The organism is Marinobacterium rhizophilum DSM 18822, assembly GCF_000378045.1.
Lineage (GTDB): Bacteria > Pseudomonadota > Gammaproteobacteria > Pseudomonadales > Balneatricaceae > Marinobacterium_A > Marinobacterium_A rhizophilum.
In genome coordinates this window covers 1-13,457 of sequence record NZ_KB899128.1, presented here as the reverse complement: position 1 = coordinate 13,457, position 13,457 = coordinate 1, and the positions used below count along the sequence as shown (strand labels likewise).

14 protein-coding genes and 2 tRNA genes are annotated in these 13,457 nt (G+C 51.4%); 9 read left to right on the top strand and 7 right to left on the bottom strand.

The genetic code is table 11. The features are described from left to right. Positions 1-149 precede the first annotated feature (149 nt). Positions 150-226, bottom strand: a tRNA-Pro gene (locus tag F451_RS0123940). Positions 227-1,487: 1,261 nt separating this feature from the next. On the opposite strand from F451_RS0123940, the gene F451_RS0123925 reads away from it, so the two are divergent. From F451_RS0123925 to F451_RS0123905, 4 genes are all read left to right on the top strand, one after another. Next, positions 1,488-2,549, top strand: a complete 1,062-nt coding sequence (locus F451_RS0123925) for an ImmA/IrrE family metallo-endopeptidase (protein ID WP_020683953.1) — start codon at positions 1,488-1,490, stop codon at positions 2,547-2,549. Then, the gene (locus F451_RS0123920) at positions 2,542-3,144 is read left to right on the top strand and encodes a hypothetical protein (RefSeq protein WP_020683952.1); all 603 of its coding nucleotides are present in this window, start codon (positions 2,542-2,544) and stop codon (positions 3,142-3,144) included. The genes F451_RS0123925 and F451_RS0123920 overlap by 8 nt, the downstream gene beginning before the upstream one ends. 1 nt (position 3,145) lies before the next feature. Further along, on the top strand, positions 3,146-3,592 hold the full coding sequence (locus tag F451_RS0123915) for a hypothetical protein (RefSeq protein ID WP_020683951.1): 447 nt from the start codon (positions 3,146-3,148) through the stop codon (positions 3,590-3,592). 227 nt (positions 3,593-3,819) lie between these two features. Continuing rightward, positions 3,820-4,068 (top strand): hypothetical protein, encoded by a 249-nt coding sequence (locus F451_RS0123905; RefSeq protein WP_020683949.1) that lies wholly within the window; start codon positions 3,820-3,822, stop codon positions 4,066-4,068. Positions 4,069-4,237: 169 nt separating this feature from the next. Here F451_RS0123905 and F451_RS0123900 read toward each other — a convergent pair. From F451_RS0123900 to F451_RS0123890, 3 genes are all read right to left on the bottom strand, one after another. Beyond that, positions 4,238-4,314 (bottom strand) — tRNA-Pro (locus F451_RS0123900). A gap of 268 nt (positions 4,315-4,582) precedes the next feature. Further along, positions 4,583-4,972, bottom strand: a complete 390-nt coding sequence (locus F451_RS0123895; RefSeq protein ID WP_020683948.1) for a hypothetical protein — start codon at positions 4,970-4,972, stop codon at positions 4,583-4,585. Positions 4,973-5,247: 275 nt separating this feature from the next. After that, positions 5,248-6,474: a site-specific integrase gene (locus F451_RS0123890; RefSeq protein ID WP_020683947.1), complete on the bottom strand. Its 1,227-nt coding sequence runs from the start codon at positions 6,472-6,474 to the stop codon at positions 5,248-5,250. A 504-nt stretch (positions 6,475-6,978) separates the two neighbouring features. Between F451_RS0123890 and F451_RS0123885 the strand changes: the two genes are divergently transcribed. Together F451_RS0123885 and F451_RS0123880 are read left to right on the top strand one after the other, a co-directional pair. Further along, positions 6,979-8,625, top strand: a complete 1,647-nt coding sequence (locus F451_RS0123885; RefSeq protein ID WP_156826620.1) for a hypothetical protein — start codon at positions 6,979-6,981, stop codon at positions 8,623-8,625. A gap of 52 nt (positions 8,626-8,677) precedes the next feature. Continuing rightward, entirely contained in the window at positions 8,678-9,025 is a 348-nt protein-coding gene (locus F451_RS0123880; protein ID WP_020683945.1) for a hypothetical protein, read from the top strand. A gap of 1,081 nt (positions 9,026-10,106) precedes the next feature. On the opposite strand, the gene F451_RS0123875 is transcribed toward F451_RS0123880, so the two are convergent. From F451_RS0123875 to F451_RS26440, 3 genes are all read right to left on the bottom strand, one after another. Continuing rightward, positions 10,107-10,325: a hypothetical protein gene (locus tag F451_RS0123875; protein WP_020683944.1), complete on the bottom strand. Its 219-nt coding sequence runs from the start codon at positions 10,323-10,325 to the stop codon at positions 10,107-10,109. A 15-nt stretch (positions 10,326-10,340) separates the two neighbouring features. Continuing rightward, the gene (locus F451_RS27980; RefSeq protein WP_020683943.1) at positions 10,341-10,514 is read right to left on the bottom strand and encodes a hypothetical protein; all 174 of its coding nucleotides are present in this window, start codon (positions 10,512-10,514) and stop codon (positions 10,341-10,343) included. Positions 10,515-10,826: 312 nt separating this feature from the next. Next, positions 10,827-11,279, bottom strand: a complete 453-nt coding sequence (locus tag F451_RS26440) for a hypothetical protein (protein WP_020683941.1) — start codon at positions 11,277-11,279, stop codon at positions 10,827-10,829. A 302-nt stretch (positions 11,280-11,581) separates the two neighbouring features. Here F451_RS26440 and F451_RS0123855 point away from each other — a divergent pair, with 302 nt between their 5' ends. From F451_RS0123855 to F451_RS28165, 3 genes are all read left to right on the top strand, one after another. After that, positions 11,582-12,202 (top strand): hypothetical protein, encoded by a 621-nt coding sequence (locus F451_RS0123855; RefSeq protein ID WP_156826619.1) that lies wholly within the window; start codon positions 11,582-11,584, stop codon positions 12,200-12,202. A 93-nt stretch (positions 12,203-12,295) separates the two neighbouring features. Next, the gene (locus tag F451_RS28255; RefSeq protein WP_205624071.1) at positions 12,296-12,451 is read left to right on the top strand and encodes a hypothetical protein; all 156 of its coding nucleotides are present in this window, start codon (positions 12,296-12,298) and stop codon (positions 12,449-12,451) included. Positions 12,452-12,592: 141 nt separating this feature from the next. Beyond that, a complete protein-coding gene (locus F451_RS28165) occupies positions 12,593-13,117 on the top strand; it encodes a hypothetical protein (protein ID WP_020683939.1) in 525 nt (174 codons plus the stop codon). Positions 13,118-13,457 lie beyond the last annotated feature (340 nt).

The window sequence follows — 13,457 nt, the reverse complement described above, 5'->3', positions numbered from 1 at the left end:
GGATAGCTACCGTGTCCGGTGTTACAGTAGAAAATAATGTCGCTATGGAGAAGGTGTGTAGTGGGAAAGGTTTTACGAAGGGTTTAGTGCAGTGACAAATCACACGTTAATGCGATGTAACTGATTTTTTGCGAGGGGGGGAAAGAAAGTGGTCGGAGTGATAGGATTCGAACCTACGACCCTCTGGTCCCAAACCAGATGCGCTACCAAGCTGCGCTACACTCCGACGGGTACTGCACTTACTATTGTAGTTGGCTCCCCGAGCTGGACTCGAACCAGCGACCAATAGATTAACAGTCTACTGGATACTTCCAGATTTCTCCCCGCAACCCTTTGAGTCAAAAGTCTTTATGTGAAAAACATAGGGCTAATTGTACATGCCGACCAAACACCGAACCAAGAAAGATCGGTGGCAAGTTCGACAGATTCGACGTTTAGCACTCCCTTGGATTTGGGCCGACCGAACGCAGAACTGCTAGAAAACCGATCAGTGGTTTTATGAAGGGTGGGGGGACTTTAAAGCATGATTTTTGCGGCTAAGGGGGAGGCACAACGGTGGGCGCTAGTGGCCGACTGGGTGGCGCTGCCGACTTGGCCCCAAAGTGGCACGGGACGGAGTTTTTGGGGTTGGTAGTAGGGGAGCCATCCCTGGCTCCAAAATGCCCCGACGCGAGTCAGGTTGGTGGCCAGTCGTACCCGGTCGGCTCCACCCCCGTCACCCCCGTCACCCCGGTTCAAGGTTCAGGGTTACGATTGCCAGACATTGATGATTGGCGGGGGCTATCAACGTTCATGGCTAAGGATACAGAGGCGGCTGTAGAGAACGTACTTGTGCAAAAAGTTATTAGGGGCAGGGTGTCAATTCGTTGGCATTGATAGGTTTCTCATGATGAAAGCGATACTAACGTAAGCAACATGCTTGTTCGTGACCCTCAGGGGGGAGAATCAGGTTGGACTCTTCTGAGCAGACCCCCATTGAGGCTGAGGTGGGTCAGCACGTGTTGGGGGAAGTTCACCGCCGTCTTAAATCCGTCCGTGAAAAGGGGTAAAGCCCCGGAGACCGTTGCCAATCTGGGGCAGTAAGGCTCTATCACCACTACCACGCGGGCCCAGAACCAGCTTCTCCATACGGCCGAGAAACTTCTCTTTACGGGTCTGGCGGCGCTTGCTGGTGAACTCGCTGTCAGCGAACGATAGCTGGTGATCCATGGAAAGCTCTCGTTACGTCAGGGCGCAGATTGTCTCATGCTGAGGGACTTGTTCGCATGTTCCAGAGGTACTGGACAGCTATAACAACATGAGAAATGTAAAGATGCCACTTGACCTTTCCGGCGATTGGAACGATCGGGCATTTATTCTGGCTATACTCAAACTGGTACCAGACGAGGGAAGAGAAAGGCTATTCCAAGCCCCTTCCGATCGGCCGTTGATTGGATGCGATAGCGCATTTATTTTGCCTATACTCGGACCGTTGCAGGAGAGCATCAATGAAGGGACGTGAATGTGTGAACGACGCCGGCGCCTTGCGGGTGACGGCTATGATTGGCCTACTCGCGTCCACCCTGGGCCTGGCGGCCTGCATCACCGTCGAGGGCCAGTCCTCCGGCGAAATGAAAAAGGCGATGCAGGATTCCTTCATCTTCCGCAGCGCGGACATGTTCTACCCCGACGGCGTCCCTGATGACCTCGACGCGCTCCCCGAGCTGAAGCGAAAGCAGGTGAAACAAATTCAGGAGGTGCTTGAGATTTTCCTCGCCGGGGTACAGAAGGCCAATACAGAGCAGCACGAGGACCTCTCCCAACTGTTCCAGCGGGACGTGAAGGAGAATTTTGATGCCTGGCTTGTCCTGCTCAACGAGGGACAACCCATATCCCAGATCGACCCCTCCGGGGAAATCACGATTGACGTAAAAATCGCCCAGGCTTTTTACCGCACCGCCCTCATCGCCGGGCTCACCGATAGCAGCGTGGGAGGCGGCAACTTCATGTCCCGGCGGTTCGCCGGGGACGACACCACCGAGGCGGACATCATCCGGGAATTCCTGGAGATCAAGGAGACCGTCGACAACACGCGGGGGCAAACCATGATTGGTGACGTCTTTGAAGGATTATCGGACGACGACATGGATGGCAGCTGGTTTACCATGACCGATATGGCCAGCGACTCCACCGCCGTCGAGGAGCACTATTTCCCCCCGATGACCTTCCTGCTTGCACACGAGTATGGCCACGCCGTACTGGGACACCTGGACGCCATGCGCGGCATGGACGACGATGACTGTGAGGAATTCCACAACATGGAGTCCGAGGCGGACCTGTACGCCATGCTGGTGCAGATACTGCATATCCGGAAAAACAACCCGGGAGCATTCGCGTTTCCGCTCTGGTCCGCCAAGATCGAAAACAGCCTGGGGTACCAGGACTTTTTCAAGTACACGTTCAATCTTTCCGGGTTCACAACGGAAGGTGTCGCCGCATGCAGCCACCCGGACCCGGAGGAACGAAGACAGAACCTTGAAGATCTCTACAGGGAGATAATGAGTGGCTAGATTCCTTCAAATGCGTTTTCTTGCCCTGGGGTTTGCAGCCTTTGTCGTGATGATTTTTGCCGGCTGTTCGGATACCCCGAACGTCGGGGGAGGCCCCGCTGCTGGCGAGGACGAATTCTCCATCCCCTTTTACTACCGCGGGCTGGGCGTGGCCGGCCAACCGCGGGTGGGATTTGTACCGCTGAGGCACGGTGAGGAAGGGGCCGTCGTTACCCGGGCCCTGCTGGAATCGTTGCAGGCCCTGGAGATGAGCATTGTCGAGCCGCCGATCGACCTGGAAACGCTCATCCAGCCGGAGCAAACCTGGAAAACGGGAAGAACCGAGCTGCCGGACGCGATCATTACCCGACATAACGAGGAATACCCCGACCAGGCCATTCCAAACAACCGGATTTATGCCATCGAGTACGAGGGGCGCTACAAGATCCTCCCCAACGAGTTCAGGCTGGACCTGGCCTCAAAGCTATACCACAAGGGCCTTGGGGGGGATTTCAGGCCCTTCGAGTCCGCGGACTATTCGAGCAAATTTTTCATGGGGCTGATCCAAAGCGGCATGCGCGCGTACCTGGACATTCCCCCGGACGGGACTCACTGACGTGGTAGAACGTGCAACGCTGACCTGTCTGTGGATAGGCTCATTCGTGCTGGCCATGCTGGTGGTGGAGCTGTACATCGGTAAAACCGTGAGTATCGACGGGCTGGATATGTTGGTGCTCCTGCAGGAGGACCGGCTGGACGCTATGAAGCCCCTGTTCACCATTTATGGAAGCTACCTGGCCGGCATCCTCGCTTTCTGGTACGCAAAGCCCTTTAAACCCGCCAAATCCGACGGCGCCGAGCGCTTTCGGTTCTGGCTGGCCATGGCCTGCGCCGCCGTGTTCAACGGCTGGATCCTGTACATGGTGTCCAGGGCGCATTTCACCACCGGGGCGACAGTCATGGCCGATATTCTCTCCGCCGTTCAGATCGCCAGCTGGATGAGCGTCATCGTAGCACCGGCAAATGCGTTCTACTTCGGTATCAAAGCCAAGCCCGCCACCTGAGCCGCCGGGGAGCGCCCCGCCCAGGGACTACTTCGGGGTCAACTTCAACAGCCGGCTACCCTTGTCGTAGCGCTCAACCTCCAACACCCAGATCGCACCGTCGAGTAATTGGTCGACCCTGAAAAACTCACAACCCATTGATTTTTATTGGACTATACTGTGCTTCAAGCGAATAAATCCGTTGTTTTTACGCCTGACAGCCCCAAAAGTTGCAGAATCGTCGAATTATGGAGCCCAAGAAGAAGCACCGCGAACCGCAGAGCGATATGTTCAAACCGCGCCTGGAAGATATCGTCAAACCGGTACTTCCACTGGTGTGCCTGACGGCGGTTATCGACTGGGATCGGCTCGATGCCGAAACTGGACAACACTTCGCCACGGTCGGGGCATCAGCGTTGCCAACGCATTTGCGCAAGTTGCTGCGGTGGTTTTATTTGGCTCCGGAAAAATACGCCTGTTGGTGCGCAATATGCTGACTTTCTTGTAGGGAGCGTACAAAAGCGAGCCGGAGCGGATGCCGTTTGCCGTTTGCCGTTTGAATCCCACTTTTTCAGGTTCGACTTTTCGACATTCATGTTGAATCAACCAACCCGGATGAGGACTTAATTCAAAAGGGTGGTCCAGGGGAGAGATAAAACAAGAAGATGGTCGGAGTGGAGGGATTCGAACCCCCGACCCTCTGGTCCCAAACCAGATGCGCTACCAGACTGCGCTACACTCCGACTTTCTACTTCAGGATGGCTCCTCGAGCTGGACTCGAACCAGCGACCAATAGATTACAGTCTACTGGTGAATCCCGACGGCCTGCTCTAGTCACTAGAGATTGTACTCCTGCTTATATGGTCAACAACAGCTTACCGAACCTTTTCCGAACCCCTTCGGGTCGGTCAGAAGTTCGATTTGACGCGGAGTCTTTAAACAGAAGGCAAGGCGCCAACCGAACCCCGAACGACTGTAAAACATGAGGTTTTTCGCGACGAAAGGCCATATCTATTGTTCAGTGCTTCTCGCCTCGGCTATTATCTCAAGAAGTTCAATTACTCTTCCAATTCCGAGAAATAGCAAGCAGCTTATTCCTCCTGCAAATAGAATGGAAAAGCCAGTAAATACTAGCTCGGAGATGATTATGGCGCTCATAATCCCACACGCTGCAAGCGAAATCCAAGCGGCTGCTTGGAAAAGACCAGGGAGTGACGAGTGCTTAGTCTTCCGTGGTGTCGTAGTGGCTACTGTTGTTTCGTCTTTGCGTTCTGCTTGGTATTCGATTTCTTTCTCTTCTTTGTTTTCATCTTGGCGTTTTGAAGTGATGATCTTATCAGAATTGGCTATCAGCACTGCAGCTATTATACCTGTGATAATAAATATAATGATGAAGTCCATAGTGATTCCTTCCTTTATTGGAGGTGGTGGCCGAAGTATGGCTTTTTGTTTAAGAACTAAAGGGGGGGCTGAATATTGAAGATTGTAGACGAGTCGAAAGTGGTGTCTTTTTTTTTGGTCAATACGGGTAAGTGGTATGCGGCATAAGGTAATGTAGCCCACTGCACGCAAACGATCCCTCCAAAGACACGCAAGTTTCCAGCGGGCTCCAGAGTAGCCCGAGGTGGCGCGGTCGGGGCGGGCAGTAGGGGAGCCATCCCTGGCCCTTGTTTTGCTCAGAGGTGGTCACTCTGGGTCGACTCGGGGTGGTGCCGGGGCTCGGCGTGGTCCTCCGACGAAACGGCCCCGATTTGGAGGGATGCGCTGTCGGCGGCCTCCTGCAGGGCTTTTGTCGAGAGGTGGGCGTAGCGCTGGGTCACTGTCGGGCTGGAATGCCCCAGAATCTGCTGAACTTCATAGAGCGTGCGACCGTCGTTCACCAGGAAGGACGCATACTGGTGGCGAAGGTCGTGCAGCCGTAAGTGCGGTAATCCAGCCTTCGTCCGGAGGCGGTCCCAGACTTTGTGGATGGTTGTCATTCGTTCGCCGGTCGTGGAGCTGACGAATAGGTAGTCGTTTCTCCCCTCCGTTCCTAGATTTTGGAGAACGCTCAGTGCGCTGGCATTCAGTGGTACTGAGCGTATCCGCTTTGACTTGCTGTTGCTCGCGGGAATCCTCCAGATTTGGTTTGTCTTGTCGACCTGTGACCACTTGGCTTGTAGCGCCTCGTTCAGTCGAGCACCTGTACTCAGTAGGAAGATAGCCACCAGGCAAACCACTCGGTTCTCATCGGTTCGCAGCACTTTCAATAAACAACTCAGTTCGCTGTCGCTCAAAAGCCGTTCAACACGATTGTCGGGATGAAATAGTTGGATGCGTTCGGCCGGATTTTTCTCCAGTAGTTCCCAGTCGACGGCCAGGTTCAAAGCGTGCCGCATCAGCTTCAGATGATGGTCGCAGGTGGCGGGCGCGAGTCCTTCATCTTGCAGGTCGGTATGGAATGCTTGAATTTGTTGGCGAGTCAGCAGCGCCAGCTGGATGTGGCCGAACTTGGGGATCAGTCGGAGCTTCGACATGCTGAGGTCGAAGCGGTAGGAGCGTTTATGGCGTGCTGCGTGCGGTAGGTACTTCTCCTTCAGGAAGGTTTCAAAGGTGATGGTTTCGGGTTGCTGTTGTGCTTCCTCCTTGGGGTCGCTGCCCAGGGCTATTTCGCTCTTGAGGGTGCGGGCTCTCTTGCGGGCTACCGACAGGGAAATGTCTGACGTCCGTGCCAAGCGTTGATGAGCAGTCTTGCCGGCGGGGTTCTTGTACCTCAGGTAGTAGGTCCCCTGGCGGGGTGCGGACCGGCGAACCTCGACGTAGAGGCCAGGAACGGCCTTGTCGCAGTATTCGATCCGCGGCTTTGTTTCAGGGCAGAGCAAGTGTCCCCTGATGAACTGTTGGGTGAGTTGGACGACGGGCATGGGCACCTCCTTCGATGTGGTTGATGGTGTGTATGAATATAATTCATTATACGTGGGTTTTTGATTGCTGATCATTGCCTCGTGCGATCAGTGCGATCAGTGCCATCGGGCAGCTTTGCCGCTCGTACGTTTGCTTGTTAAAGCGCTCCAGCCTTACAAAATTTTTCGACTAAGGTTTACGCGCTTCCGCAAGGGAAAAATATTTTTCTTAGTTAAAACGCTTAGTTACGGTATTTTTTGCTGGTGCCATCAGTCCGGGAAATTCGTGCTTGCCAAGGCCGCTGAGTAGGGGTAGAACCGAAATGTCTGCTTGCGAAGTGGCGTGCAGACGAGATGCAGAGTGGAATGGAGGTGATTTTTATCTTGAGTGAAACTAATGTCGTTCTCGGGTGCCGCTGAGTTCGCTCTGCGTTCAATTTTCATGCAGTCCAGAGGATGTTTATGGCAAACCCAGGAAAGAAACCAACAAGGACAGATCAATCAGGTGCGATGCCGAGATTCGACATGTCGAAAATCAAAGGCTCGGCGCTCAATCAGAAACCAGCCTCCGATCATGCCGGGCCGAGTACGCCTGCGCCTTCACCGCCTGGGTCGACACTGATTCCGAGTGTTCCTCGTGCGCATACGCCTGTTGATTTGCCGCCGCCTACCCCCGCCAAGCTGCCTGGGGTGTTGAGTGGTCAACTGGTCCCGTTGCACAACCCTTCGTCACCAATGGCGATCATCGAGGGGCTAACGCTGATAATTGATCAAGCAGGGCGTGTCTGCTGCATCATCCCCGAGGGGCTCCATCGGCGTGCGGAGCCCGTGAAGTCGACGCGGGGGGTGAACTTCCTACGCACAGTGGCCGTGAGGCAGGGCCTCCAGCTGAGACGCAATGGACTGAACGAGCTGGTGGAGGACATTGTTGCTTACGGTGAGGAGAGTGCGCCTCGGCTTCCGGTATATCACCGGGTAGCGCCTGTTTCGGGTGGCATCGAACTCTACCTAGGGGATCAGCAGTTTACACGTGTGAGAGTCACAGCCGGGAACGTCGAGATCCTGGAAAACCCCTCTGAGGTGCTGTTCTGCCCATCGCCAATTTCGAGTGCTTTGCCTGTGCCCGCCGAAAACGGGTCAGACAAGGCCCTTCGGGCGATTCTGAATGTTTCGGATCTGGATTATCAGTTCATTCTCGCTTGGGTGACGTACACGATGGCGCACCCGAAGGTAAACGGCAGCAAGTATGTGTTTCTCGTCGTATCCGGGGATCAGGGGACAGGTAAGTCGTTCCTGACACGCGTTCTGTCACTGCTGGTTGACCCCAACCGCGTTGGGATTCAGGCATTCCCGAGTAAAGCTGAAGACTTGGCACTGTTTATGGGGAGTAGTCACGTTGTCTGTATCGATAATATGCGGTCAATCAAGTCGCAAATGTCCGATCTTCTCTGTATGGCGTCGACTGGGGGCACCGTTAGTACCAGGGCCTTGTATACGGATGGCGCGCTTTCCACCAAAAACCTTCATGGTGCTTGTATCTTCAACGGGATACACAGCCTTGTTGCGCAATCTGATCTCGCACAACGTTGTCTGACGATACGGCTGAGCAGAATTGACGGCGCGAAGTATCGGTCTGAGTCAGAGATGATGGAATTGTTTGAACAGCATCATCCGGAAATATTCAGGTATCTACTCAACTTGATATCAAAGATCTTCAATCATCTGCCAAGTGTCGAGCCGGCGAACCCGGAGCGAATGATCGACTTCTGCCGTTGGCTGGCCGCATTCGAGGCAGCCGAAAACCTGCCCGCAGGGGTGCTTCAGTTGGCCTACAGCGAATCATTGCGCCAGTCACAGCTTGATACGCTGATGGATAACACCCTTGCCGCCGCAATCATCGAGTTTGCCGTCAAACGTATTCGCGGTCAGTGGACTGGTTCCCCCGCGGACTTCCTCAATGAGCTCAATGCAATGGTGTCTCAGGGCACCGTATACAGTCGAGAATGGCCCAAAAACCCCACAGCTCTGGGGCGGCGTCTTCCGGGGCTGAAAGCAAGTTTGGCGACGCAGGGAATACATATTGAGTCAACTCGCGGCAAGGCCCGGCAGATCACGATACGAATCGATCAAAATCAAGCAGAGGAGGTGTTCGACGAAGCCAACATTTTTTGAATGGTTTGCAATTGGTAGTACTAAAAAATATGGCTCTTACGAGGTTGGACGGATGATCAAGCAGCTAAGGTCTGGTGAAGCAGAGATTCAGGAGTTTATCGTAGCGGCCGCGTTGGTGGGTATTCGGTATTGGCGGCCAGGCGACGTAATGGAAGCCCGGAATATCATCGGAACCGTTGCGTACAAAAAGGTGCTCAAAAGGCTTAGCCCGCAAAGAGTCGGTGACCTGTTCTATATGGCGGTTGAGGTAGGGGATCTGCCTCTGGTCTGTCTCGGGAAAAACACGGCAAAGTACTACGTGTACGCCCTGATAGGTGATGTTACCACCCCCGTAGCAAAGCCGACGAATAATGGTAGTACTCGCCATCTTCGTGTGCTAGGTGGTCGTCAGGTAGCGTAAACGGCCGGGGTTACCTCACTTTGCCAACGTGCAAGCAGAGCGGTCCATAAATGCCGCTCTGCCTTTTTCTTTCCATTTCCCTTCACGTAATCGCCTGCATCTGCGGCTCCTGTCTCTCTGACTACTTCCGCTGTCGCCCGCCTGGAAGGCCACTGATGGCCGTACAAGCACACTCAGAAGGCGGGAGCACTTCCGATGCGTCACGTAAGGGCAGCGCTGGTTGATGTTGCTTGGTGCAATGCTGGTCGTGGTCAATCGTTCCGCTGCAGACTCCGTCAGTAGCGGCGTGGTGGTCACGAAAAGGATGGGCGACTTCCTGTCCGGCCTGCAGCGTGGCAGCGAATGGAGGCACTGGCACGCATCTCCAGGGATGCCCGTGTGTTGCCCCTCTGAGCGCCTGTAAGAGGGGATTGTCGGGGCGATGGCACCTGCTACTTGCTGGCGCGACCCGACGCCGGCGTCGCGTTGTACCTGCCGGAAAGCCTCGGGTTCTATGGGCTGGCGTCGGGTCGTCGGGTCGTCGGGTCGTCGGGTCGTCGGCTGGTTCCGCGCACGCAACTCGGCAGAGCATCCTCCTTGTCTGTCGAGTCACCTGTCTTTTAGTCAGCCTATAAGCTGATCCTATGAACGTTTGTTTCAGGCTTGGCATTGCGCTTTCCTTTGGCGATCGAATGGCCGGGCTTGTAGCTCAGGCTACAATTTGATCAGTTACCGGAGTTGGTCTTGTAAAATATGAACACTTATTTCGTGAACATTGGTTGCTTTTAAACAGGGGATGGGTGGTAAAAGATGGTATTTTTTTGAGTTAAAGGTGTTCATTTTTGTACAATTATTGAGATTACATTTAAATGTTTAGTTTTAAGTTATCATTAAATAATTATATTTAAATATATATGCTTTCCATTTATAAAATATATCGGTTTCCGATGCGGCTTCGAGAGAGTCGGCAGTGAAGCGACGACCTGACGACCCGTCGCCATTGCTTGATCTTGCTGGCACTGCGGATGGGTCGGGGGAGCGTCGGGTCGTCGGGTGGTGGCATCAGAAAGATACCGGAAAGGTACTTAAATGCCGCTTGTGGCTACTGGCCAATTAGCAGCTTTTCTTTTAACGAGAGGTAGTCCCTGAGAAACTCTTCTAAAACTCCATCGGGGAAGGAATCAAAGTTACTGTCCAGTATCTCGATGGCGATCATTTCGTAACGCTCATAAAGTTCAGAGGGAGTGTCGACTCCGCTGGATAATGCTTTAACAGCTTCTTCCAGGCGAACGGCGACCTCCGCCAGTGTGCGGATAGGCATGAGAGTTTCCTCTGGTTAGTTCAGATCAAGGGGAATGTGCGAAGGAGGCTCAGAGAAATCCACGATGTTTTCTTCTATGCCGGCCATCAAGCATGCTTTTTCATTGATACGTTGAATAAACTCAATGTCGGACAGATTCCAGGCGCTGACGGTATAAATGGCATCCATAATGTAATCTTCATAGTTCACGGGCTATCTCCTATTTCTTATTAAGTAGAAAAACTGCTGCCAGTAGAGCGACCGCAAGGATCGCCAGGAGGGCGGTGATATGGGATGTCAGCGTCATGAGAACCATGAAAAGGACAAATAGGCCTATTATCGGGGGGCCGAAGAACAGGCAGAGCAGAAAGGTGAGTACCGCGACGGTTAGAAGCATGGGGACGCTCCTTTTGTGCGTTTTGGGTCGGTATATGGCCGGTATTTTGGATTGGCCGTGATGGCGTTTTGGAAAAGGTTTTTCTTTCAGTGTGTTAGAAGGGAAGGGTGGGGGTGACCAGCAGACTACCTCTCTCTCGGTGTGGTGGCTTTGGTGGCTTTGGTTGATGGTCTTGCGGTTTTCTCCTCATCGTTGGTGGTTAGGTCTATGCCCGATTTATCCAGTGCCGCCATCTCCTTGCGGAAGTCATTGTCACAGCAGAGGCTGTAGAGGTTTCGTTTGCCCGTCATCGGAGCAACGAGGTGCTCAGCCAGAAGGGCGGCCAGGAGAAAGCCTGATGTGTTCAGCGACTTTCCCCTGAATAGTTGGCGGAGTGGGACCGAGGTGATCGAGCCTTGCGGTAAACACGCTTTTACGTCCTTGTATGCAATCCATTCTTTGCTGAACTGGCCGGCGCCGGTGTTGTTTGTGATGCGAAATTGGATGGTGTCCTCTTCGTCAATTCCGATGCAGTAGGACAGTTCCGAACTGCCGGTAAGGGTGGGGCAGGTCGATGTTTTTAATACTCGTGTGGTCATGATGTTTACTCCTGTTGTGATTTTCCCATATAAGATGGTGGTTTTTCCGCGTTTATTGCGTTTGTTTAAGCAATCCATGCCTGTTGAAGTGGCCCCCACCAGAGTTGTCTGCTATACAAAATCTTACCCCCATTATTTTGGCCAGTTAAGGAGGATATTTCTGAGACCAGTGAAAGAAAATGAATGGTGTTTGGTTGTTTGTACAGCTTCGAAAATAAATGTGTGTTAATTATTCTTTACTTTCCTGAACAGGATTATATTTTCAATCCTGGAAGGATTTTAAGAATTCTGGAGGTGTTGTTATGGAATTGTCAAGACTTTCTTGGCAGGTAGTTATATTGATTGTAGTGCTTTCTTTTATGGTGGGTTGTGGTGAGGAGTCTGATATTAAAGATGTTGTTAAAAGAAATTTGATTGACCCTGATTCAGTACGATTTGGTGATTTGATTGTAAGCGATAATGGTAAAAGAGCTTGTATCATATGGAATTCAAAAAATAGAATGGGGGGGTATGGTGGTGAAGAGATAGCGGAGCTTGTAAAGAAGGGGGATATTTGGGAAGTTGAAAATATGGAGGGTGGTGATTATAACTGTAATCAGTTAGCTTTCGAAGTGGCTGATGTGAAGGAGGAATCTAGAAACAAAAGTGATATTTATATTAGGTCTGAGTTGAGTAGGATTTTTTCTGTTTCAATAGAAAAAACGATTGATTTGATAAATCCATATAAAGGTGCCTGTTGGGATCTATACAGCGGATACTCAATTGCAAAAGAAAATATAGATGCGTTGGAATATGAACGAGATAATTCTGGTGTAGGTTTGTCTGATTATAAAGATGAGAGGCTGCAAGAATACAAGAAAGAATTTGAACATTACGATAGCTACCTTAAAAGTGAAAGCGGAATTTGCAGAATAGCTAAATAGTATTCTGAGTGTATTTCTTCTTGGAGTGGGTGTGATGATCTCGAAAAGAAATCGGGAAAAGCTGACCGAGTTGATGAAAAGGAAAAAGAAATTGTGTCTAATACTGTAACACAAGAAAGAGACGGAGAATCTATCTATTCTTTCTACTGCTCTGCCTGCCATGACTCTGGTATCACAGGTGCTCCAAAATTTGGAGATGGTGAAATGAAAATGAGGATGGATGAAAAAGGGTTGGATGTTTTGGTTTAGAATGCACTCCAGGGGTTTAATGCTATGCCCCCTAAGGGTACTTGTGCTTACTGTACTGAATCGGAAATTAGAAACGCGATTTATAAGTGCTGTTTTGTTTTTTGTGGACGGAGGTTGTTTGGCCAAAAAAAAGTAATTTTAATGAAAGGTGTTATTGATAAATTAATTAGATGGAGCGTAGTTCTGCTCGAGATTAGTGTCCGAAAAATGATGAGCGATGTGGGTTGCGATCAAAATGTCATAGCAAGAACATTGCGGCCTTTGGCGACAGTACTATGCCATGATATGGCTGAAGCCCATCTTCGCAACTTAGAGCGAGAGTTAAGTGAGATAGAACGTACTATTCTTCTGCCGACGATACGGGACACTGATGATGTAGAAGAAAAAGCGAAATTGATAGAGCGGGTGACCGCCGTCACTACATTCAAGAATGCAAGGCTTAATCAATATCACAGCTTAGATATTGAATGTTATCCGGAAATATTTGTAGATATGTTCAATGGTGTTCCAGAGTTGCCGTCTGAATATATTGCAAAGATCAAAGTAAGTGCAGAAAAGTTTGTGCCAAGCATGATTGCGCTGGAGAGTGGTCTAGCATTATCTGATCACGAGCTATGGGTTGAGACTTTTGATAGGGCTGATATAGAACCCCTATTTTCTCTTTGAGGCCAAGTGTAAGCCTACCACTTTAAGCGCAAAGATGATTTTTAGCCTTTCTGTGAGCGTAATGTCTGCTTTTTGCTGTTAGCGAAGACGGGGGAAGGTCTTTTCTTTTTCTTATTAGATGAAGAGAAAAAGAAAAGACATGACTCCGAGTATATATTTTAGTAATTTATAGCGGTGTTATGATTTTTATAGTAAGAAGGTGCTATGAACAAAATCGCATCTTCCATAACCCGGCGCGACCCGGCTAATCGGCTTTCTGTCTGTTTTTTGCCTCTATCCACTGGGCCATGTACTGCGTGCTTTTCATGGTGTGGTGGCGCAGCATGGCGCCGGTAAAGTT

What these genes read in the sequence shown, in the direction of transcription:
- F451_RS0123855 (WP_156826619.1), top strand. Translation starts at nt 11,582, where the DNA reads ATGGAATTGTCAAGACTTTCTTGGCAGGTAGTTATATTGATTGTAGTG.
- F451_RS0123925 (WP_020683953.1), top strand. Translation starts at nt 1,488, where the DNA reads ATGAAGGGACGTGAATGTGTGAACGACGCCGGCGCCTTGCGGGTGACG.
- F451_RS0123895 (WP_020683948.1), bottom strand. Translation starts at nt 4,972, where the DNA reads ATGGACTTCATCATTATATTTATTATCACAGGTATAATAGCTGCAGTG.
- F451_RS26440 (WP_020683941.1), bottom strand. Translation starts at nt 11,279, where the DNA reads ATGACCACACGAGTATTAAAAACATCGACCTGCCCCACCCTTACCGGC.
- F451_RS0123875 (WP_020683944.1), bottom strand. Translation starts at nt 10,325, where the DNA reads ATGCCTATCCGCACACTGGCGGAGGTCGCCGTTCGCCTGGAAGAAGCT.
- F451_RS0123905 (WP_020683949.1), top strand. Translation starts at nt 3,820, where the DNA reads ATGGAGCCCAAGAAGAAGCACCGCGAACCGCAGAGCGATATGTTCAAA.
- F451_RS0123890 (WP_020683947.1), bottom strand. Translation starts at nt 6,474, where the DNA reads ATGCCCGTCGTCCAACTCACCCAACAGTTCATCAGGGGACACTTGCTC.
- F451_RS0123880 (WP_020683945.1), top strand. Translation starts at nt 8,678, where the DNA reads ATGATCAAGCAGCTAAGGTCTGGTGAAGCAGAGATTCAGGAGTTTATC.
- F451_RS0123885 (WP_156826620.1), top strand. Translation starts at nt 6,979, where the DNA reads ATGTCGAAAATCAAAGGCTCGGCGCTCAATCAGAAACCAGCCTCCGAT.
- F451_RS28165 (WP_020683939.1), top strand. Translation starts at nt 12,593, where the DNA reads ATGAAAGGTGTTATTGATAAATTAATTAGATGGAGCGTAGTTCTGCTC.